Here is a 22086-nt window from a genome sequence, read left to right as displayed (position 1 = left end):
GGAGGAGGGCTGCCGCCGTCCCCCGAAACGGAGCATATGTACTGTCGCGGAGCGGCGTTCGACCGTCCGCGCAGACATTCTCGACCTTCCGTGCAGCCTTTACTCCCCGGACCGCCGGCGCAGGTGCGTGGGGGCGATGCCGTAGGCCTGGCGGAAGGTTCGGTTGAAAGCGGTGGCGCCGGTGAATCCCCACCGGGCCGCAATGGCGTGGACGGGAAGGTGGCGAAGCCCGGGGTCGGCCAGGTCCGCGTGGCATTTTCCGAGCCGGCGGCTACGAATGGCCCCGGCGACGCTCTCGTCCTGGTCCTCGAAGAGTTGGTGGAGGCGGCGCAGCGAGATGTTGTGCTGCGCGGCGACTGTCCGGGGGTTCAGGTCGGGGTCGCCGAGATTGGTGTTGATGAAACAGATGATCTGCTCCCGCAGGATGGCCGTCCGTGACTCGGGCGGTACGTGCGCGGCGGTGTCGAGGTGCTGCGCGAGGAGTGAGCCGAAGAGGTCCGCGGCGATTCGGCCCAGGCGTGCCCGGTCGTCCGCTGCCATCTCGTCGCCGTGTTCGGCCAGCGAGGACATGTAGCGGGCGAGTACCGCTGCGATGCCGCAGTCCGCCGGAATCGGGCGGGCCAGCATCCGGTCGATCCTGTTGGACACCGTGCGGTGCACCGTCCGCTTGGGTATCTGCAGAATCGTCGCCCGCACCGGGTCATCGCCGTCCCCGGCTCCGGCCTCGTAGGTGCGCGAGGTGTCCCAGAGCACCATGCCGCCGGTCACCAGGCCCGATTCCGTCCCGAGCTGGTTGATCCACATGGGGCCTCCGGTCACCAGCGCCAGATGGTACTGCTCCGGATCTCCCCGCCTGATGAGGCCCGATGTCCGGCGCGATCGGAGCGGGGCGTAGCGGAAATCCGCCAGTTGTACCGGCCCGTAGTCGAACACCGAGGCGTCGGCCGAGAAGTCACGTGACCGTTCGTAGGTGATTTCCGTGGGCGAGAGGGCGCGCCCGACGAGATCCGCGAACCAGTCAAACCGTTCTTCTCGCGGCACATCGGCAGAAGACAGCGAAATCGACATACGGCATCCCTCGTGGACGTTCGGACCGTCAGTGCTCGCTTCTGTAGATGGCCGATGGAATCCCGTCCAAACGCGCGGGCCGGCACGATCGCGACGAGCGGGCGGTCGTCCGGCCGCGCCCTCCCTGCGGGCGGCCCGGAGCCCGGGCTTGGGGCCGCCCGCAGGGGGTGGGTGCTCAGAGGGTGCCGAGTGCCTCGCGCAGGACTCCGACGGCCTGGGTGATGGCGGCCCCGGCGGCCTGGGTGTCGCGCAGGGCGTTCAGCATCACGAAGTCGTGGATGATGCCCTGGTAGCGGGTGGCGATGACGGGCACGCCGGCGGCGCGGAGCTTGCCGGCGTAGGCCTCGCCCTCGTCCCGCAGGACGTCGGCCTCGGCGGTGATGACGAGCGCCGGCGGCAGCCCGGTCAGCTGCTCGGAGGTGGCGCGCAGCGGGGAGGCGGTGATCTCGGCGCGCTGCGCCGGGTCGGTGGTGTACTGGTCCCAGAACCACTGCATGCCGTCGCGCCGCAGGAAGTAGCCGCTGGCGAACTGGTGGTAGGACGGCGTGTCGAAGGCGGCGTCGGTGACCGGGTAGAACAGCACCTGCTGGACCAGCGGCAGGTCGCCGCGCTCCTTGGCCATCAGGGTGAGGGCGGCGGTCATGTTCCCGCCGACGGAGTCGCCCGCCACCGCGATCCGGGTCGCGTCCAGTCCGTGGTCGGCGCCGTCGGTGACCACCCAGCGGGCGACGGCGTAGTTCTGCTCGATCGCCACGGGGTAGCGGTGCTCGGGCGAGAGGTCGTACTCGGGGAACACCACCGCGGCGCCCGCCCCCACCGCCAGCTCGCGGACGAGCCGGTCGTGGGTGTGCGCGTTGCCGAACACCCAGCCCGCACCGTGGATGTAGACGATCACGGGCAGGGTGCCGGTGGTGCCGGCCGGCTTGACGATGCGGGCCCGGACGCTGCCGGTCGGGCCGCCCTGGACGGTGACCCACTCCTCGTCGATCGCGGGCTTGTCGATCTCGCCGGCCTGGACCTCGTCGACGGCCTTGCGGCCCTCGGCCGGCGTGAGGTCGAAGAGGTAGGGCGGGTTGGCGGTGGCGGCGGCGAACTCGGTCGCGGCGGCTTCCAGAACCGGGGCGACGGCGGGGGCGCGGTCGGACATGACGGTCTCCTCACTCCAGGCGGGGCGGGCTCGGTGCCCGGAGAGAAGACTATGGCGCGATTACATTGTGCGCAAGGTAATCGCTGGCGTTGAAATCGCGCCATTGGCGGTCTACTCTCGGGGGCGCGCACCGTGCGAACGCGCTCGTGCCCGCGGGGCGAGGAGGAGGAACCGATGAACGGCCAGATGAGCTCCCCCGAACAGGAGTTCTCCCCCCTCGTGGACGACCAGCTCTGCTTCGCCCTGTACGCGGCCTCGCGCGCGGTGACCACCCGCTACCGGCCGCTCCTGGAGCCGCTCGGGCTGACCTACCCCCAGTACCTGGTGCTGCTGGTGCTGTGGCAGGACGACACCGTCCCGATCAAGGACATCGGCTCGGCACTGCAACTCGACTACGGGACGCTCACCCCGCTGATCAAGCGTCTGGAGAGCGCCGGCCTGGTCCGCCGCGAGCGCCGGCCCGACGACGAGCGGACCGTCCTGGTGACCCTCACCGACCAGGGCCGGGACCTGCACACCCGGGCCAGGACCGTGCCCGCCGCGATGGGCACGGCGATGGGCCTGACGCCGCCCCAGTTCGAGCAGGCCCGCGCCCTGCTCCGGCTGCTGACCACCAACGTCTCCGCCCCCGCGTAGCCACCGCCCGGCCGGGCCGCTGTCCGCGCGACCTGGATCCGGGGCGGTTCAGCGCGTCGACGCCGGACGGCGCCCCAGCAGGGACGCCGGACGGACGGCGGTGGTGCCGTAGCGGCCGTTGGCCTTGTCGAGGACGGGTTCCAGGCGGCGACGGTCCTCCACGGCGCGGTCGAAGGTGAGCTGGACGTAGCCGTCGGCGCTCGCGGCGAGGCCGCCGCCGCGGACGGTGAGCGCCCGCACACGGGCACGTTGCAGGCCGAGCCCGGCATGGATGGCGTAGAGGGTCTCGCGCAGGGTGGGGGTGTGGGCGGTGGGTTCGCCCAGGGTCCGGGATCGGGTGGTGGTGGAGCGGTCGGCGTAGGTGACGGTGAGCTCCAGGGCGCGGGCGGTCTGCCGGGAGTCGCGGAGGCGGGCACCGAGGTCGGTGGCGAGGGCGAGCAGGCTCCGTCGCTGGATCTCGGGGTCGAGCACGTCCGCGTCGAAGCGGCGCCTGACGCTGATGCCGGCCGGCGGTCCACCGGGGGCGACGGTGCGCGGATCGACGCCGTGGGCGCGCTCGTGCAGGAGGCGGCCGGCCGCGGCACCGGCGATGCGCTGGACGGTGGGCAACGGCAGGTCGGCGAGTTCCCCGATGGTGGTGACGCCGTACCGGAGCGTGGTGCGGGCGAGCTTCGGGCCGATGCCGGGCAGCGCCTCGACGGGGCGGGAGCGCAGGAAACGCTCGGTGTCCGGTGCACCGGCGGCGAGGACCCGGGCCTGGCCGGGGGCGCAGGTGTCGGCGGCGAGCTGGGCGTGCAGGCGGGTGGGGCCGGCGCCGATCGCCGCGAGCAGGCCGTAGCGGGCGAGCAGGCGGGTGGCGAGCAGGTCGGCCAGGCCGGCCGGGTCGCGCCGGAAGTAGGCGAGGGCGCCGGTGACGTCGAGGACGGCACTGTCCGGGGGCAGGGCCTGGACGACGGGGGTGATGTCGCCGAGCACGGTGAACAGCTCGCCGTACAGGGCCATCGGCGGGCGGTGCAGGCGCAGGTGGAGGATCGTCCGGTCGGTGGTGGCGGTCATCCGGCGCTCCCGGGGCTCGCGTGCCACAGCCGTCCGGCGCCCGTTCCACGGCGTCCGCCGTCACCGCGCGCGGGGGCGCCACCGCGGTCGGGCGCCTCCCCGTGGTCGGGGGCGTCACCGCGGTCGGGCGCGTCCCCGTGGTCGGGGTCGAACGGCTGCGCCGGGTGCGGATGTCGGGCCAGCAGCGCTCGGACGGCGGCGGTGCCGCCGGTGGCGTGGGCCTCGGCGACCTCCTTGAGGTCCCAGGCGAGGGTGCCGATGACGGTCACCGATCTGCCGCGGTGGGAGACCGTGCCGCGGGCCAGGATCAGGAACCGGTGGAAGAGCGTGCCGGCCGCCTGCTCGTGGGTGTCGTCGAAGAAGGTCAGGTCGACCTGGCCCTGGTGGCCCTGGCTGCCGTCGTCGAGGGAGACGAAGATCGTGCGCCGGCCGGAGCGCATCGGCGGGGTCTGGATGGCGACCTTCGCTCCGGCGACCAGCACGGTCTCCCCGGTCCGGTGGTCCCTCAGCCGGTGCGCGGGCGTGACGCCGAGCTCGGCGAGCAGCGGGTGGAACGGTTCCATGAGGTGGCGGGTGGCGTCCATGCCGATGACGTCCAGTTCGGCCTGCATCTCGCCCGCCGCCGTCATGGCGGGCAGGCCGGTCCGGCCCGGGGCCGGGGCGGTCGGCGGGGCGAGGAGCAGCTGAGCCGGGATCCGGGCGGTGCGGTGCTGGCGGTGGAGTTCGTCGAGTTGCAGGAGCAGCTCGCGCCGGTGGGCACCGTGGGCGATGGCGTCCAGGGCACCGATGCGGGCGAGGCGTTCGGCGATCGGCAGGGTGGGGCGGGCGCGGTTCCAGAAGTCGGGGACGTCGGTGTACGGGTGCTCGGTGGCGATGCGTTCGGCGGTCTCGGTGGTGATGCCGTGGACGTCCGCGAGGGAGACCCGCAGGCCGAGGCGCCCGTCGGGGAGCAGCTCGGTGCGGTAGGTGGCGGCGGAGTGCTGGACGTCGACGGGCAGGACCGGCACGCCGCGGCGCCGGGCGTCGGCGAGGACCAGGCGCTTGGGGTACATGCCGGGGTCGTGCTCCAGGAGGCCGCAGTAGAACGCGGCCGGGTAGTGCGCCTTGAGCCAGGCGGACTGGAGCGTGGGCAGGGCGAACGCGACAGCGTGGGACTTGGCGAAGCCGTACGCGCCCATGTTCTCGATCATCTTCCAGACCTCGTCGACCACGGCCCGGCGGTAGCCGGCCCTCGTGGCCCGCTCCCGGTACCAGGCCTCCAGCCTCGGCCGCCGCTCCGGCTTCGCGAGCGCGCGCCGGGCCTCCTCCCCCATCGCCAGGTCCGAACGCGTCATCGTCGCGAACACCTTGATCAGTTGCTCGTTGAAGATGACCACGCCGTAGGTCGAGCGCAGTGCGGGTTCGAGGTCGGGGTGCGGGTAGCGGACGGGGCGTCGGCCGTGCCGGCCGAGCAGGAAGGGGCGGATCATGTCGGCCTGGACCGGGCCCGGCCGGAAGAGGCTGATCTCGGCGACCAGGTCCTCGAAGGTCTCCGGCTGGAGCCGTCCGGCGAGGTCGAGCTGGCCGGGTGACTCCAGCTGGAAGACGCCCAGGTTCTGGCCGCTGCGCAGCAGTTCGAAGGCCTTCGGGTCGTCGAGTGGCACGGTGGCCCGGTCGTCCAGGTCGATCCGCCGGCCGGTGGTGCGGTCGATCTCCTGGACGGCGTAGGCCATCGAGGACTGCATGCGGACGCCGAGGACGTCGAGCTTGAGCAGCCCCAGGCCGTCGATCTCGACGTCCTCCTTGTCGAACTGCATCGCCGGGAAGCCCTCGGTCGGGGTCGGCACGACCGGGGTGCGGGCGAGCAGGGTGTCGTCGGAGAGGATCACGCCGCAGGGGTGCATGGCGGTGCCGCGCGGGAGCGCGTCGAGGCCTTCGGCGAGGGTGAAGAGCCGGCCGTAGCGCTCTGCGTGCCGGGCCAGGCCGCGCAGCTCGGGGAGTTCGGCGAGGGCGGTGGTGATGGAGCGGGCGGTGATGTGCGGGAAGGCCTTGGCCAGCCGGCCGACCTCGTCCGGCGGCAGGCCGAGTGCGAGGCCGGTGTCGCGGATGGCGTGGCGGGCGCGGTACGTCTCGGGCATGGAGAGGGCGCACACCCGCTCGGTGCCGTAGCGGGTGATGATGCGGCGGTAGACGTCCAGGCGGCGCGCGCTCTCGACGTCGATGTCGATGTCGGGCAGGGAGCGGCGGCGCAGGTTGAGGAAGCGTTCCATGACCAGCTCGTGATCCAGCGGGTTGGCGAAGCTGAGGCCGAGCAGGTGGACCACCAGGGAGCCGGCCCCCGAGCCGCGTGCCTGGAGGCGGATGCCCATCTCTCGTACGTCGTCTACGACTTGGGCGACCGTCAGGAAGTAAGTCGGCCAGCCCAGCGTCTGGACGGTGCGGAGCTCCTCCTCCAGGCGGCCGCGCATGGTGGGGCTGCGGTCGTAGCCGCGGCGGACCATGCCGGCCTCGCACCGCTCGCGCAGGACCCGGGCGGAGGTGCCGGGCGCGACCCCGACGACGCGCTCCTCGGGGAAGTGGACCCGGCCGATGCCGAGATCGGACTCCGGGTCCAGCCGGCAGTCGTTCGCCGTGCGTGCGGTGGTGGCCAGCAGGTGCGCCGCTCCCCCGTGCTCCTGGCCGGCCGCGGTGGCCACCTCGTCGGCCAGCGCGGCCATCTCGCGTGCGCTCCTCAGGTCCCGCCGGCCGGTGCAGGCCGAACCCACCGGCACCGGGATCAGCAGCCGCGCCGAGTCCAGCACGTCGGCGACCTGCGCCTGCTGCGCATCGGCGTAGCGGACGGCGTTGGTGAGGACGGCGAGCAGGTCGAGGTCGGCGGCCAGCCCGACGGTGCGGGCGGCCAGCCGCAGGGAGCCGGGGCCGGTGCCGGTGCGGCCGTGGTGGACTGCTTCCAGGCGCAGGTGGGCGCCGAACAGCGTCCGCCACGGGGTGAGCAGTTCGGCGGCCCGGTCGGGGCGGCCGGCGGTGAGTGCACGGACGGGTTCGGAGGCGGGGCCGAGCAGGACGGTCAGGCCTTCGGTGTGCCGCTCCAGGGCGTGGCGGGGCACGACCGGCCGGTCGGCGCCGGTCTCGGCGCGGGCCGCCCACGCGGCGGTGATCAGCCGGCAGAGGTTCGCCCAGCCGGTGCGGTCGCGGGCGAGCAGGGTGACGCGCGGGGCGGACTCGTCCACCGTCGCCCCGCCCCGTACGGGCGTGCGCGGCCCGGTCCGCGCGGGCGTGCGGCCCGGCGCCGGTGGCGGCAGGAGTGGGACGGCGAGGTCGGCGCCGAACACGGGTCGGATCCCGGCCCGCTTGCAGGCGTTGGCGAAGCGGACCGCGCCGGCGACGGTGTCGCGATCGGTCAGGGCGAGCGCGTCCAGACGGTGTTCGGCCGCCCGCTCCACGAGGTGGTCGGGCAGCGAGGCGCCGTAGCGGGCGGAGTAGCCCGAGGCGACGTGCAGATGCGTGAACACGCTCCTGTCGCCTCCCTTGCTCGCTCCCCCTCGGACGTCGGTTGTCGGCCCCGCCTCCGATTCCCCACGATAGAGGTTTTCGAACGTATGAGCGAACGACATGATTCGAACGGACTCTGCGCTCACCTGCACGGATGAATCGAACACCGAGCGTGGCGGCACTGCGGGCGGTTACCGCTCGCGAGCCACGGCGGCGTAGAGTGCGGCCCGCCCGCACAGACGCGCGGCCCGGCGACACAGGGGTGGACGTGATGAGTGGGAAGCAGCGGATCTGGCGTCCCGGCTTCGCCGTCGACCTCGGTCAGGTCCTCGGCCCCCTCACCCGCGGCGCGGACCCGACGTCCTCCTGGGACGGCGGCCTGTGGCGTGCCTTCCGCACCCCGGCCGGCATCGGCACGCTCCGCATCACCGCCCACCCCGGCGACGGCGAGGTCAGCGCGACCGCCTGGGGCCCCGCCGCCGACTGGCTCCTCGAACGGATCCCCGCCCTGCTCGGCGCCGGCGACACGCCCGACGGGCTGGTCCTGCCTCCCGGACCGCTCCGCGACGTCCAACGCCGCCACCCCGGGCTGCGGCTCGGCGCCACCGGCCTGGTGCTGGACGCCCTCGTCCCGGCCGTCCTGGAGCAGAAGGTCACCGTCACCGAGGCACACCGCGGCTGGCGCTACCTGGTCCGCCGCTTCGGCAACCCCGCCCCCGGCCCGCACCCCCACCTGCGCGTGACACCCTCCGCCCGGGACTGGGCGGCCATCCCCAGCTGGGAGTGGCACCGGGCCGGGGTCGACCCCAAGCGCTCCGGCACCGTGCTCCGCGCCGTGCGCCTCGCACCCCGCCTCGAAGAGGCGGCGGCCATGAGCAGCCCCGACGCCTTCGCCCGCCTGACCACCGTCCCCGGCATCGGCGTCTGGACCGCCGCCGAGGCCCTCCAGCGCGCCAACGGCGACCCCGACGCCGTCTCCGTCGGCGACTACCACCTCGCCAACCACGTCGGCTACGCCCTCACCGGCCGGGCCCGCAGCACCGACGACCAGATGCTCGAACTCCTGGCCCCGTACGCCGGCCAGCGACACCGGGTCTGCCGACTCGTCCGGCTGGCCGGCCTGCGGGCACCCCGCTTCGGCCCCCGCCTCCAGCCGAACGACCACCGGCACCGCTGAGCGGGCGCGGCTCCGGACCCGCGGACCGGTCGGCACGCCACCGAGCACCGCTCGGCGGCCCGAACCCGCACACGGTCCGGTGCTCCAGCGGCGCGTGCGGGACGCGGCGAGACCTCGCGGCCATGGTCCGCGAGACGCGTTCCGACGGCCCTGAGCAGGCCGATCGAGGGTTACTGACGGGCCCTCACCGAGCCGTCGGGGCGCCGTGAGATGGATCACAGTCGCCGACCGGCCCGCAGCGCCGTCCGACTGCTCGCGGTCAAGAATTCCCAGGCCGCAGCGGATCTTCCCAGGAAACTCCCAGGTTCGGACCGTTCACATCAACCGTCAACTTGAAGTCTGTTAATTTTTGCAGAATTGCCATGCGTTGACTGGTATTCATATGAACCAGCACGCTTCGACGCCATGAAGAGACCCCTTCTGAGCAGCTCGCTCACTCTCGTGGCCAGCACCCTCGTCATAGCCGGCGCCGGTGTCCCCGCCGTGGCCGCCGCCCCCAGCCCCCAGCCCCCGACCTCCCAGAGCAAGGCCGTGCAGGACGCCGACGCCCAGGTCGCCGCCCACCCGGACGCGGTCAAGGCCGGCGCCGACGACCGCTTCGTCGCCACCAACGTGCAGGTCGACGCGGAAGGCACCCGCCACGTCCACTTCAACCGGACCTACCGCGGCCTCCCCGTCCGCGGTGGCGACGTGGTCGTCCACTCCGCCCCGAACGGCACCCTCGACTCCGCCAGCCTGACCCAGGCCGCGCCGCTCTCGCTCTCGGTGACCCCCTCAGTCACCGATCAGCAGGCGATCGCCAAGGCCGCCACGCTCTTCCACGGCACCCGCGGCAGCAGCACCGCCGTCCTGACCGTGGACGTCACCGGCGCCTCGCCGAAGCTGGTCTGGGAGGTCGTGCTCAACGGCACCGGCACGGACCGCTCCCCCAGCCACCTCCACGTCCTGGTCGACGCCGTCACCGGCGCCACCGGCGAGAGCTGGGACAGCTTCTCCGCGTTCCTGCCCGACGGCACCAAGCGAACCGCGACCAAGGCGGCCCCCACCGCCGTGTCGGCGCCCGCCGCCCAGGCCGCTCCCGCAGCCCCCGCCGCCCTGGCCGCCGCGGCCTCCACCGGCACCGGCAAGGGCTACCAGGTCGGCAACGTCAGCGTCAGCACCACGCAGAACTCCACCACCAGCTACACCCTCAAGGACCCGGTCCGCGGCAACGGCGAGACCCGCGACGCGCAGAACCAGACCACCACCAACGACTCCCCGCCGGCCGGCTGGGGCGTCGCCTTCAACGACGCCGACAACGTCTGGGGCAACAACGCCCTGACCGACCGCGCCACGGTCGCCGTCGACGCCCACTACGGCATCCAGGCCACCTGGGACTTCTACAAGAACGTCCTCGGCCGCAACGGCATCAAGAACGACGGTGTCGGCGCCCGTTCCTTCGTCCACTACGGCACCAACTACGACAACGCCGGCTGGGACGACGCGAGCTTCGCGATGATCTACGGCGACGGCGCGGTCGGCTCCAAGCCGTTCACCGAGATCGACGTCGCCGGCCACGAGATGAGCCACGGCGTCACCGCCGCCACCGCCGGCCTGATCTACAGCGGCGACGCGGGCGGCCTCAACGAGGCCACCTCGGACATCATGGGCACCATGGTCGAGTTCAACGCCAACAGCCCGGCCGACACGCCGGACTACCTCATCGGCGAGAAGATCGACATGAACGGCAACGGCACGCCGCTGCGCTGGATGGACGACCCGAGCAAGGACGGAAAGTCCGTCAAGTGCTGGTCCAGCAGCACCAAGAACCTCAACCCGCACTACTCGTCCGGCGTCGGCAACCACTTCTTCTACCTGCTCGCCGTCGGCTCCGGCCAGTCCCAGTGGGGCAACAGCCCGACCTGCGACGGCTCCTCCGTCGCCGGCATCGGCAACGACGCGTCCACCAAGATCTGGTACCGCGCGCTGTCGGTCTACATGACCTCCAACACCGACTACCCGGGCGCCCGCACCGCCACCGTCAAGGCCGCCAAGGACCTGTACGGCGCCGGCAGCACCCAGTGCGCCGCGGTGGAGAAGGCGTGGGGCGCGGTCTCCGTCGCCCCGACCGCCACCACCTGCGGCGGCGGCACCACCCCGCCGCCGACCGGCACCAACCTGCTGCTCAACCCCGGCTTCGAGTCCGGCGCGACCTCCTGGACGGGCAGCTCCGGCGTCATCACCAATGACGCGGGCGCGGCCCCCCGTACCGGTTCGTACTACGCCTGGCTGGACGGCTACGGCTCCGCGCACACCGACACGCTCTCGCAGTCGGTGAGCATCCCGGCGACCGCCGCCGCCCCCAAGCTGACCTTCTGGAACCGGATCACCACCGCCGAGACCGGCAGCTCGGCGTACGACACCCTGAAGGTCCAGGTCGTCAACGGCACCACGACGACCACCCTGGCGACCTACTCGAACGTCGACGCCACCTCCGGCTACGTCCAGCGCACGCTCGACCTGTCGGCCTTCAAGGGCAAGACCGTCACGATCAAGTTCACCGGCACGGAGGACTCCTCCCTCCAGACCGGCTTCCTGATCGACGACGCCTCGGTGACCGCCGGCTGATCCCGGCACCCTGACCGGTGGACCCGGGCGGTGGACTCACAACGTCCCGCCCGGGTCCACCGCATTACGTCCCCCACCTGCCGCGGCCACCGACCCCGCGCGCCACAGCGCGGCGAGGACCGGGCGTCCCGGGCTCCGGCGGGAGGCCGCGAACGTCCTCGGACCCGAGAACTCCTCGTGGGCGCAGTGGCGTTCGCCGATCGTCCCCGTCGCCGACGGTGCATGCCGGCAAGTGCGCGACGACCTCCGGGAGAGCGTCGTCGTACCCGACCTCCCGGGCGACAGGACCTGGGCCCGGTCCTAATCGGCGACCGCCGCGGAGGTCCAGGCCTGGAGTCGGGACACCAGGTCGTCCCAGACACCGGTGACCAGCAGCAGGCCGACGGCGACCAGCATCGCGCCGCCGAGCCGCATCACCCACACGTAGTGCCGCTTCACCCGGCCGAAGGCGGCGAGTGCGCGGCGGAACGCCAGGGCGGTCGCCACGAACGGCAGGCCCAGCCCCAGGCAGTAGACCGCCATCAGCAGGGCGCCGCGGCCCGCGCTCGCCTGGCTCCAGGCCAGACCCTGCACGGCGGCCAGGGTGGGGCCGATGCAGGGGGTCCAGCCGATGCCGAAGACGAAGCCCAGCAGCGGGGCACCGGCGAGGCCGACCGCGGGCCGGCGGTGGGTGCGCAGTTCCCGCTGGGAGAGCCCGGGCAGCACGCCGAGGAACGCCAGGCCCATCAGGACGGTCACCGTGCCCAGCACCGTGGTGATGATCCGGCGGTGGTCCTGAAGGGTGGCACCGAAGTAGCCGAACAGGGCGCCGCCGGAGACGAAGACGGCGGTGAAGCCCAGGACGAACAGCAGCGAGCCCACCAGCATCCGGCCCCGGCGCCGGTCGGTCGCGTCCGCGAGGTCGGCGGCGGAGAACCCGGTGACGTAACTGAGGTAGCCGGGCACCAGTGGCAGCACGCAGGGCGAGAAGAAGGAGGCCAGGCCGCCGGCGAGGGCGACGGGCACGGCCAGCAGCAGACTGCCCCGGGCCAGGGTGGCGGTGCCGTCGAAGGCGAGCAGGGCGGTGTTCACGAAGTCTCCGTGGTGATCGGGGGTTGGGCCGGCGGATCGACCGAGGGGCGACCGCGGGGCCGGCGGGTGCGCCGTGCCGACCCCGCCATCGATCGGTCAGCCCGCGGCGGTGACGCCGTGGGAGTCGACCGTCAGCACTACCGGGTGGTCGAGCACGGGCATGAGGCAGCCCTTCGCCTCACTGCACGCCGCGTAGCTGACGTAGACGGTCGCCGTCCCCCGGCCGGAGGCCCGCAGCTTCAGGGTGGCGTGCACCGGACCGTCCGGGTAGACCGGCACGGGGGTCTCCGACCCGGCCAGGGTGATCCGGCGGACCTCGGCCCGGACGGCGAGCGGTGACTGTTCGGCGAGCACGCCGTCCACCCGCACCGCGGTCGGCCGCCCCACCCCGTCGACCCCCTCCGGTGGAAGGTCGGTGCTGTAGAGGTGGAACCCGCTCTCGTCCGGGGCGAGGTCGACGTCCAGGGTGCCGCCCGCCGCGTTCCAGTCGTGCGCGGTGAGGGTGACGCTCACCCCGCTGTCGTCGAAGCGGACCGCCGTCGAGCTCACCGCCCGCGGCGCCGAGGAGCAGCCGGCCGCCAGCACGCCCAGTGCCGCCAGCACCGCGGGCCCGGTGCGCCGGCGGGCGCTCACGCGGCCCACTGCTTCAGGAAGCCGGTGAAGCCCGAGGCGGTCAGCGCGGGGAGGGCGCCGGTGTTGGTGTCGGTGCGGACCTTCCCGTCCGGCGTGACCACGATCAGCACCGGCATCTTGTAACTGCCCTGCGAGTCGTACTTTCGGAGCAGGTTGAAGTTGGTGGTGCTGTGGTCGCCGATGTCGATCTGCACGAAGTGGTACGAGGAGTTGAGCGCGCTCTGCACCTTGGCGTCGCCGAGGACCTTGTCCAGCGCCTTGCAGTTGCCGCACCAGGAGGCGCCGAAGTCGAGCAGGACGTTGCGCCCGTCCGCCTTGGCCTGCTTGAGCGCGGCGTCCACCGCGGCGGGCGAGTCCGCGGTCGGCGAGTAGCCGAAGGTGGTCGGGTTGGCCGCGGGGGCCGCGGCCCCGCCGGCCTTGGCGGCGGCGCTCGACGCGGGGGCCTTGGCGCTCGCCGCCGGGCTGCCGGCCGAGGGGCGGGCGGAGCCGGGGGCGCCGGACGGCGTGGCGGACGGGGTCTCCGTCTGGGGAGGCGCGGTGACGATGTTGATCGGCTCGGGCAGGACGGGGCTCTGGGCCGCGACGTCGACGGCGGCCGCGGAGGCGGCCGTGCCGGTGGCCGGGTCCGCCGGGCCACAGGCCGTCAGGGCGACGCCGGTGGCGGCGGCGAACGCGATCAGCAGGGCGGGAGAGAGTCGCACGGTGAGTCCTTCGGGCTACGGGAGGGAGGATCGGGGCGGGCCCCGGGGTCGGTCGGAGGAGTCGCTGGGCAGCCGGAACCGTCGCGCGGGAGGGCGATGCCGGCGGCGGTGAACCACGGTCTTCGGAGCGCGGGTCAGGCCCTGTCCGGGGGCGGATTCGCGGAGGTCAGTCGGAGAAGTCCTGGGTCATCCAGACCGTGCCGGAGCCGTCCCGCAGGACCGAGATTCCGACGTGGGTGAACTTCGAGCTGAGGATGTTGCGGCGGTGGCCGTCCTCCGGCGGGCGCTCGGCCAGCATGTCCTGGGTCAGCCGCACCGCCATGGCGGCGCTCGCGGGGGCGGAACCGGCCGGGCCGCCGGTGCCGATGTTCTCGCCGGCGGCGCCCCAGTGGACGCCCGCCGTGCTCTCGCGCGCACCGAGCGCGGCCTCGCCGGCGCACCGGTGGGACAGCCCGCAACCGTCCGCCATCACCTGGCTGTGCGCGGTCGCACTGGTGGTGAGACCGGTCGTCAGGGTGTAGGCGGGCAGGCCCTGGTCGGCGCGGGCCCTGTTGATCGCCGCCAGCACCTGCTGGACCGCGTCCCCGTCGGCGGCGGCCGGCGCCGCCGCGGTGGACGGCCTGGTGGCGGCCGCGGGCGTGGCGGGTGCCGCGCTCCTGGCCGGGGCGGTCGCGGTGGGGGACGCGGCCACCGGGGCCGACTGCTCCGGCGCGCTCGGGGCGCCGGTGGGGGCCAGGTCGACGGCCGGGCCGGTCCCGCCCGCGGCGGAGTCCGGTGCCGGGGCGGCGGGCGGGGCGGCGGCGGGTTCGGCCGCCACACTCGCGCCGGAGCCGGTGCCGTCCGGTCGCTCGGTGACCGCGACCGCGGCCGCCAGACTGCCGGCGGCCAGCACCAGGACACCCGCCACGACGGCCCGCGGCAGGCGGACCGCTCGGCGCGGGGACCGGTGCGACCGGGCGGGGCTCGGGCGCCGCAGGGCGCGCTCAGGAGAGCTCATGACACGTACCTTCGGGATCGGAACCGGGCCCCCGGCCGCGGATCGCGGCCGTCGGGGCGGGGACTTCCGTACCGGCCGGGCACCCTCGACGTGCTGCCCGGTCCGCGGAAGGCAGGCCCGTACGCCGCTCGCGAGGCGGTCCGTACGGCGCGACGCCCGGGCCTGAACTGCCCTGACGGGCGGTCCGGAGCGTGCCTACGACAGCGAGCATAGGCAGGTCACAGCGGTGCGGACCCCCTCGGAACCGATCTTTAGACTCGGCTAAGAAAGCCCGCACTCCCCCTTCACCGGGGGCACCCGCCGCAGCCCGGACGGGTGGTTCAGAGGGCGGTCTCCCGCACCGAGGACTGCGCCCTCGGCGTGACCGTCGAGGTGATCTGCGAGCGGTGGCCGGCGCTCGTGAACGTGACCTGGAGGGTCCTGGAGTCGCCCTGCGAGGTCTGCGTCGTGAAACCCGGCGCGGGCACCGCGGAGATCAGGCAGACCGCGCTCTCCCCGTACCGCACCGACACCTGTCCCCCGGTCGACTTCACCGTGTAGACGCCCGGGCCGCCCGGGCAGCCTCCGCTCCGGTCCCCGGTCGGGGTGCCGGTCGGCGGCGTGGTGGCGGGCTTGGTGCGGCCGGTCGACGCCGTGGCAGCGGGCGTCCTGGTGGCCGGGGCGCCGGCCCCGGCCGTGACGGCCGGCTGCGACGACGACGCCGCCGGGCTCGGTTCGGCGGACACCGTCGCGTCCGGCACACCGGACTCGGCCGAGCCCACCGCCGAACCCGCCGGGCCCGGGCCCAGCTGCTGCGAGCCCGCGTGCACGGTGGGCGGGACGTCCGCGGTGGAGTCGATCACGAAACCGATCGACAGGAAGACCGCCGTCACGGCGAACGCCGTGCACAGCAGCCACAGGAGCAGAGCGCGGACGAGGCGGGGCACGGAGCACATCATCCCTGATCCGTTACGGTGTCCCGCATGGCCAGCCTCCTTGTCGTCGAAGACGAACCCGGCATCCGCACCGAACTGATCGACCTGCTGACCGCGCACGGCCACGTCGTCCGCAGCGCCGCGGACGGTTTCGGAGCCCTGCGCGAGGTCACCCGGGCGCAGTTGGACGCGGTGGTGCTCGACCTCGGCCTCCCCGACCTCGACGGCGCCGACGCGCTGCGCATGATCCGTGGGATCTCCCAGGTCCCCGTCCTGGTGGCCACCGCGCGCGACGACGACGCGGAGATCATCAAGCTGCTCGACGCCGGGGCCGACGACTACCTGGTGAAGCCGTTCTCGGGCGGCCAGCTGGTGGCCCGGCTGGGCGCCGTCCTGCGCCGCTCCGCCGCCCCCGCCGCCTTCCCGCACACCGCGGCGCCGGTGGACGGCCCGCCCGCGCTGATCACCGTCGGCGGTCTGGCGATCAACCCCCGGGCCCGGGTCGCCCACCTCGACGGGACCGAACTCCACCTCACGCGCCGCGAGTTCGACCTGCTGGCCTACCTCGCCCGGTACACCGACCAGGTCGTCCCGAAGCGCCAGATCCTGCTGGAGGTCTGGCGCGAACCCTACGTCGACGACCAGACCATCGACGTGCACCTGTCCGCACTGCGCCGCAAGCTCGGTGAACGCGGCGCACGCCCCCGCTACCTGCAGACCGTCCGCGGGGTCGGCATCAAACTGGTGACCCCGCGGTGAGACGCTCACTCGCCGGCGTCGCCCTCGCCGTCACCTCCATGGTGGCACTGGCCTTCCTGATCCCGCTCGGCGTCCTGGTCCGCGCGCAGGCACACCAGCAGAGCACCACCACGGCCCAGCAACGCGCCGCCGCGCTCGCCCCGGTCCTGGCCCTCACCACCGACCCCGCCGACCTCGGCCAGGCCGTCGCCGGCCTCGACCCGGCCGACGGCCTCGGAGTCCACCTGCCCGACGGACACCTGATCGGCGCCGCACACGCCCCCGCCGACCTCCTGCAACGTGCCGCCGCCCAGGGCGAGTCGATCGCCCAGGACGTCCCCGGCGGCTGGCTCTACCTCCAGCCGGTGGTGCTGGCCGGCGACCGGACCGCCGTGGTCGAGGAGTTCGTGCCCGACGCCGACCTCACCCGGGGCGTCACCGCCTCCTGGGCCGTGATGTCCGTCCTCGCGGTCGGCCTGATCGCGGGCTCGGTCCTCGTCGCCGACCGGCTCGGCGCCCAGGTCGTACGCTCCTCCCGCACCCTGTCGCGCGCCTCGCACGCACTGGGAACCGGCGACCTGGAGACCCGGGTCGACCCGCTCGGCCCGCCCGAACTCCGCGCCGCCGGACAGGCGTTCAACGCCATGGCGGACCGCATGGTGCGGCTGCTGGCCACCGAACGGGAACTCGTCGCCGACCTCTCGCACCGGCTGCGCACCCCCCTCACCGCCCTGCACCTGGCCACCGACCGCATGGCCCCCGGCCCCGACGCCCAACGCCTCACCACGGCGGTCGCCCACCTGGAGGAGGAACTCGACTCGATCATCGCCGCCGCCCGGACCCCCCTCGCCACCGGGCCGATGGGCCGCGCCTTCCACCCGACACCCGACCCGGCGCCGACCCCGGCCACGGCGCCGTCGCGGCGGCAGCACGCGCACGCCGCCGACACCATCCGCCACCGGGCCCGGTTCTGGGCCACGCTCGCCGCCGCACAGGACCGACCCTGCGAGCTGGACATCACCACCGAGGCCACGCCGGTCGACCTCCCGGCGGACGACCTGACGGCCGTCGTCGACTCCCTGCTCGGCAACGTCTTCCGCCACACTCCCCCGGGCACCGCCTTCGCCATCCGCGTCACCCGCACCGCCCAGGCCGTCCTGCTCACCACCGAGGACGCCGGCCCCGGCATCACCGACCCCGACGGCGCCCTCGAACGCGGCACCAGCACCGGATCGACCGGGCTCGGCCTCGACATCGCCCGCCGCGCGGCCACCGCCACCGACGGCACCCTCCGCATCGACCGCAGCCCGCTGGGCGGCGCGCGGATCACCCTCACCCTCGGCCTCGCCCCCGCCGACCCCGGCGCCGGACGCCGGCGCCGCCGCCGCACACCGAAACCCGCCCGCAGCTGAACCCGGAGCCCGCCCGCAGCCGAACCGGGATCCCGCCCGAGACCCACCGGGTACGGCTCCGCGCACGCACGGCCCGGGCGCCGACGGCCGGCGCTGCTACCGTCCCGGCATGACAAGATCCACACAGCTCGCCGTTCCCGCCGTCGCATCGGGCTTCGTGCTGGCGTTCGCCGCCCTCTTCGTCCTCCGGTCCTGCGCGCCCGACACCACGCCACCGAGCCCGGCCGGACAGTGGAGGACCGACGGGACACCCGGCCCCAGGCTGGCCCTGCTGGACGACGGCCGGCTCGGCCCGTCACTGATACCCGCCGCCGCCTGCCACGATGCCCCGGAGCCCGGGGCGACGGACGAACTGTGGGACGTGGCGGACGGCACCTGGGAAGCCACCTACGAAACGGACGCCGGAGACCAGGTGGAGATCGCCTTCGCGCAGCCGTCGCGGTGCCACCTCATGCTGTCGAGCCAGGTCGAGAGCGGCGGCAACCACACGCTGCGGCTCGGCGCGCACGACACCTCATGGACCCTCAAGCGGCCCTGACCGGCGCCGACCCGGCGGAGCCGCGGACCGTACTCGCGGGGCGTGCCCCGAGCGGGCAGCGGCCCGGTTCCTCGCCGCTGCCGTACCCGATGACGACCGGCCGGGTGTCGGCAGCCGGGTCACCGGTGGGCCGGAAACCGACCGGCCGACCCGGGTACGCTCGACGACCACTGCCAACGCCCTCACCACCGAAGGCCGCCGATGCCCCGCCAGCAGGATCCCGCCCACCGCGCCGTCCTCGACGACCTGCGCCGCCGGCTCGACGCCGGAGAGTGGACGTCCGGCGACCGGCTGCCCTCCCGGGCCCGTCTCGCCGCCGAGTACCAGGTCGGGCCCAGCATCCTGCAGCAGGCCCAGGAACAGCTGATCCGCGAGGGCCTGCTCGAAGGCCGTGCGGGATCGGGCACCTACGTCCGGCGCCCGCCGCAGCGACGCCCGCTGCGGCTGGACGCTGCCGACCTCCACGGTCTGCACACCGGCGCGGCGCCCGGTGCGTGGGAGACGATCGACCACCGGGACGCCCCGCTGCCCCCGGCCGTCGCCGAGCGCCTGCACCTGCCCGCCGACGTCCTGTTCCCCCACACCCTTCGCCTGTTCATCACCGAGGGACGGCCGACACTCCAGGTCCGCACCTGGACCACCGTGCCCCGCCCCGCCCACCTCGGCTCCCCCGGTACCCGGCTGCGCCCGGCCCGCCTCACCGCCGGGAGCGCCGCGCTGCTGGGCCTGCCGGTCAACGACCTGGCGATCGTGGTCGAGGACGTCAACCCCGTCGGGGCGACCCTGGTCGGCGTCCGGGAGGCCACCGTCCCGGCCGTCCACTGGGACCTCCTCAGCGGCGCGGACCCCACCGACCCGACCGACTGATCCCGCGGACGCGGGCGAACTGCGTTTCTGCGCCGGCCGCCCGTGCGGGTGACGGGCCGTGTCGCCGGCCACCGTCCACTCGGCGCCTCAGGACCGTGGGACGACGGCCTCTGTCGTGATCGCGTTGAGACTAGGGCTTGTCGCAGACGGCGGCGGCTCCCTTCGCGGGTGGGCGCGAGGTGCCGGGGCGTCCGCCGATGCGCAGGAACCCGTCGAGTTCCGCGTTGACCGATTCCGCACAGCGGCCTGCGGACCTCAGTTCCTGCAGAGCGGTCCGCAGCGCGCTCAGGTCGCGTGCGTCGAGCGCCTCCGTGCAGCGGCGGCTGCCCCTGTCGGCCCAGGTGCCAACCGCGTGCCAGTCGGCCCGTAGGAGTGTGTCGGCGGGCACGCGGAACCAGACCGTCTCAAACAGGGTGGCGTCCCTCCAGCGTGTGCAGACCGGCCGTAGGCGCCGGTCCATGGCGTCCCACGTGTCGTTGGGTGCCACGGCCTGCGCCTGGCGCAGGACACTGGTCAGCTGTTGGTCGTACCGGGCCGCCAGATCGATGAGAGCGTCTCCGCTGAGGCGGTACCAGGCCCGCAGTTGCCGCATCGAGGTTTCGTCCGACACCTGGGGGTCGGGGAGGCCGAAGCGCTGTACCAGGGCGCGTTGGGTGGCGATCATGTCGACGCTGAAGCCGGCCTGGTACGCCTGGAACGCGCCGTTGGCGCTGGTTGCCGCGAGGACGGAGGCGCAGAGAAGACCGACCGCGACACGGCGGCCACGGGTGCTGCCGGGCCCTGCGGCAGGAGCCCTGCCGGCGCGGCTGCGTGGCGCCCAGCGGCGGACGGCGGAGGTGGCCAGGGCCGCAGCGGTGGCGGCGAGCGCCGCGAGGACGAGGGCATTGTGCAGCACGAAGGTGAGCGGGAACAGCGGTCGCCACCAGGCCGGCCGCCAGGCGCAGCTGTCGTCGAGGACGCTGAGCGGGGCGATGCAGCCGTCCACCGAGACGAGGACGGTCGTGGCGGCGAGCCCCATCAGGGTCGCCGTCTGGGCGGCGATCAGGGCTCCCAGCAGCCGGAAACGTCTGTCCGCGGTGCTCGCCACGGCGGCGGCCACGACCGACGGCAGGGCCGGTGCCAGGATCAGCAGGACCAGGTAGCGCCAGGCGTACAGGCCACCGCGCGCGTCCGGCACCGGCTGCCCGAGGTGGAGGTAGGCCTGTACGCCCACCACGGCCAGGCATGCCACGGCGCCGCCCAGCAGTCCCGGCAGCAGGACCCTGCCCAGCGGCGCCACCGGATCACCGGACGGCGGTGCCGTGGCGGGCATCCACCGGGGGTTCCCCACGACCGGGCCGGCGGACCAGACGAGCAGCGGTGCCACCCACAGCGTGGTGACCGCCAGGGCGCACAGGGGCGTGCCGGAGACACCGTCCATGAGCCACTGCGCCGTCGCGATGCCGGGGATCCTGCTCAGGTCCCTGGCCGGAGCCGCCGAGGGGAGCCACGTCACGATCGCGCCGGCGGTCGCCTCGGAGTCCGCTTTGAGGCCACCCGCGTACGGGCTCCCCGCGAGCATCCACCAGGTGAGCCACGACACCACCGGAATGAAGCCGGCGGCCAGGCAGAGCGCGAGCGCGGGACGCAGGGACCGGCCACGCCAGGTGCGGGTCGACAGGTGTGCGCACTGCGTGATCCACCATCCGAGGGTCGCCCCCGCCAGCACCGGCACCAGGAGGACCTGGGGTCGCTGCGGCAGCCACGCCCAGCCCGTGCCGTAACCGCTGAAGACCATGCCGGCCGAGATGCCGGCCCCCAGCCACCCCCCGGCCCGGGCGCCCGCCGGCACCCGGGAGCCGGTCAGCACGGCGTAGACCATGGCCCGCCACAGCGCGACACCGATCACGCCGGTCACCAGTGCGGCGGGAATCAGTACCGAGACCACCATCAGGTTGTTGGTGAAGTTGATGCGGTACGGCGCCACCTGCCGCAGCATCTCCGCCACCGCGATCACGGGTACGGCCCCGATCAGGAAGAGCGGCAGGGCCGAGGCGCGGAACAGCGGTGCGGGGTCGGCCAGCGCCCCCTGGCGCAGGCCCCAGCGCGGATGTGTGCGCCACAGTTCGAGGAACGAGGCGAGCGCGCCGCGCACCCTCCCTGCCGGGGGCGTCGCGGAGACGGACCAGCCGTGCGGGTCCGCCCCCCAGCGGACCGCGGCCAGGTCGGCGTAGATCTCCCGGCTGCGCAACGTGTCGGACCGGGCCAGGTAGACCAGCACGACCATGACGACGGCGAACACCATCGCCCGGTCCAGTTGCGGTACGACCCCGTCCGCCGCCAGGCCGTACACCACGTACCCCTGCCAGAGGACATAGGGCAGGAGCACCAGCGCGAGGAAGGCCCGCCACAGGGCGACGGTGACGTACGTCAGGGTGACGTCGCGGTTGGCGATGTGGGCGAACTCGTGCAGCAGCACCGCGCGGAAGCGCTCGGGATCGCTGCGCCGGATGGCGAGCAGGCCGCCGTGGAGGCAGACCACGGGGCGACGGGTGCGGCCGAACACCACCGCACCGACCGAGGCGGCCGCCGGATCCACCACCACCCTCGGCAGGGGGACGACCCCCGTCACGGCGCCCAGTTCCCCCAGCAGGGCGAGCAGTTCACCCTTCGCGTCGATCAGCTCCAGCGCGACGACCCTGCCGCGGCGCGCCTTCCACCGCGGCAGCACGCCGAAGATCAGCCCGGCCACGGCGGTCAGCAGGACGGGCCAGCCGAAGACCTGCCACCACGGCGGCGCGGGTGCCCAGCGGGAGAAGCAGAAACGATAGGCGGTGGCCTGGCCGGTGATGCTCAAGGTCTTCGCCCAGAAGCCGCCGTCGTCGGGGTCCACCCCCGCGGCAAGATCGCAGCCGTCGGTGTCCCCGGCGGCGAGCCCCCTGATGACCTCCAGTGCCATGGCCCCGCTGACGGCCAGCACCAGGATCAGCAGGGTGACGAACCGGATGCTCGTCCCTGCCCCCAGGACCCGTTCATCGATCCGTGGCCGCCGAGCGGCCACCGGTACGGGCATC

17 protein-coding genes are annotated in these 22086 nt (G+C 73.8%); 7 read left to right on the top strand and 10 right to left on the bottom strand.

Going from position 1 to position 22086, the window contains the following annotated elements; genetic code table 11:
* Positions 1–99 precede the first annotated feature (99 nt).
* Entirely contained in the window at positions 100–1068 is a 969-nt protein-coding gene (locus tag ACIOFR_RS26850) for a helix-turn-helix domain-containing protein (RefSeq protein ID WP_401001591.1), read from the bottom strand.
* A 175-nt stretch (positions 1069–1243) separates the two neighbouring features.
* Complete coding sequence (locus ACIOFR_RS26845) at positions 1244–2215, bottom strand: alpha/beta hydrolase (protein WP_401001589.1); 972 nt, start codon at positions 2213–2215, stop codon at positions 1244–1246.
* 174 nt (positions 2216–2389) lie between these two features.
* Here ACIOFR_RS26845 and ACIOFR_RS26840 point away from each other — a divergent pair, with 174 nt between their 5' ends.
* Complete coding sequence (locus ACIOFR_RS26840) at positions 2390–2851, top strand: MarR family winged helix-turn-helix transcriptional regulator (protein WP_401001587.1); 462 nt, start codon at positions 2390–2392, stop codon at positions 2849–2851.
* Positions 2852–2899: 48 nt separating this feature from the next.
* On the opposite strand, the gene ACIOFR_RS26835 is transcribed toward ACIOFR_RS26840, so the two are convergent.
* Both ACIOFR_RS26835 and ACIOFR_RS26830 read right to left on the bottom strand, forming a co-directional pair.
* A complete protein-coding gene (locus ACIOFR_RS26835) occupies positions 2900–3907 on the bottom strand; it encodes a hypothetical protein (RefSeq protein WP_401001586.1) in 1008 nt (335 codons plus the stop codon).
* A complete protein-coding gene (locus ACIOFR_RS26830) occupies positions 3904–7398 on the bottom strand; it encodes a DNA polymerase III subunit alpha (protein WP_401001584.1) in 3495 nt (1164 codons plus the stop codon). The genes ACIOFR_RS26835 and ACIOFR_RS26830 overlap by 4 nt, the downstream gene beginning before the upstream one ends.
* A 251-nt stretch (positions 7399–7649) precedes the next feature.
* Between ACIOFR_RS26830 and ACIOFR_RS26825 the strand changes: the two genes are divergently transcribed.
* Entirely contained in the window at positions 7650–8555 is a 906-nt protein-coding gene (locus tag ACIOFR_RS26825) for a DNA-3-methyladenine glycosylase family protein (protein ID WP_401001583.1), read from the top strand.
* Positions 8556–8960: 405 nt separating this feature from the next.
* Positions 8961–11162, top strand: coding sequence for a M4 family metallopeptidase (locus ACIOFR_RS26820; RefSeq protein ID WP_401001581.1), 2202 nt, complete (start codon positions 8961–8963; stop codon positions 11160–11162).
* 300 nt (positions 11163–11462) lie between these two features.
* Here the strand turns inward: ACIOFR_RS26820 and ACIOFR_RS26815 are convergent, their stop codons facing one another.
* The 5 genes from ACIOFR_RS26815 to ACIOFR_RS26795 form a co-directional block, all read right to left on the bottom strand.
* Positions 11463–12233 (bottom strand): cytochrome c biogenesis CcdA family protein, encoded by a 771-nt coding sequence (locus ACIOFR_RS26815; RefSeq protein WP_401001579.1) that lies wholly within the window; start codon positions 12231–12233, stop codon positions 11463–11465.
* A 96-nt stretch (positions 12234–12329) separates the two neighbouring features.
* A complete protein-coding gene (locus tag ACIOFR_RS26810; protein WP_401001578.1) occupies positions 12330–12866 on the bottom strand; it encodes a hypothetical protein in 537 nt (178 codons plus the stop codon).
* Positions 12863–13567 (bottom strand): thioredoxin family protein, encoded by a 705-nt coding sequence (locus ACIOFR_RS26805; protein WP_401001576.1) that lies wholly within the window; start codon positions 13565–13567, stop codon positions 12863–12865. The genes ACIOFR_RS26810 and ACIOFR_RS26805 overlap by 4 nt, the downstream gene beginning before the upstream one ends.
* Positions 13568–13733: 166 nt before the next feature.
* Positions 13734–14564 carry a CAP domain-containing protein gene (locus ACIOFR_RS26800; RefSeq protein ID WP_401001574.1) on the bottom strand — a complete coding sequence of 277 codons (831 nt, stop codon included), beginning with the start codon at positions 14562–14564 and terminating at the stop codon, positions 13734–13736.
* A gap of 320 nt (positions 14565–14884) precedes the next feature.
* Positions 14885–15490: a hypothetical protein gene (locus ACIOFR_RS26795; RefSeq protein WP_401001573.1), complete on the bottom strand. Its 606-nt coding sequence runs from the start codon at positions 15488–15490 to the stop codon at positions 14885–14887.
* 36 nt (positions 15491–15526) lie between these two features.
* Here ACIOFR_RS26795 and ACIOFR_RS26790 point away from each other — a divergent pair, with 36 nt between their 5' ends.
* From ACIOFR_RS26790 to ACIOFR_RS26775, 4 genes are all read left to right on the top strand, one after another.
* Complete coding sequence (locus ACIOFR_RS26790; protein WP_401001572.1) at positions 15527–16237, top strand: response regulator transcription factor; 711 nt, start codon at positions 15527–15529, stop codon at positions 16235–16237.
* A complete protein-coding gene (locus tag ACIOFR_RS26785) occupies positions 16234–17628 on the top strand; it encodes an ATP-binding protein (RefSeq protein ID WP_401001571.1) in 1395 nt (464 codons plus the stop codon). The genes ACIOFR_RS26790 and ACIOFR_RS26785 overlap by 4 nt, the downstream gene beginning before the upstream one ends.
* A gap of 109 nt (positions 17629–17737) precedes the next feature.
* Positions 17738–18166, top strand: a complete 429-nt coding sequence (locus ACIOFR_RS26780) for a hypothetical protein (protein ID WP_401001570.1) — start codon at positions 17738–17740, stop codon at positions 18164–18166.
* Positions 18167–18367: 201 nt separating this feature from the next.
* Positions 18368–19033, top strand: coding sequence for a GntR family transcriptional regulator (locus ACIOFR_RS26775; protein ID WP_401001569.1), 666 nt, complete (start codon positions 18368–18370; stop codon positions 19031–19033).
* Positions 19034–19163: 130 nt separating this feature from the next.
* Here ACIOFR_RS26775 and ACIOFR_RS26770 read toward each other — a convergent pair whose 3' ends face one another.
* Positions 19164–22085 (bottom strand): M56 family metallopeptidase, encoded by a 2922-nt coding sequence (locus tag ACIOFR_RS26770; protein WP_401001568.1) that lies wholly within the window; start codon positions 22083–22085, stop codon positions 19164–19166.
* Position 22086: the final 1 nt, after the last annotated feature.

This window comes from Kitasatospora sp. NPDC088346, assembly GCF_044740765.1.
In the GTDB taxonomy this organism is placed as follows: Bacteria; Actinomycetota; Actinomycetes; order Streptomycetales; family Streptomycetaceae; genus Kitasatospora.
Note: the sequence above shows the minus strand (reverse complement) of the source record. Positions and strands in the feature narration are given on the sequence as shown.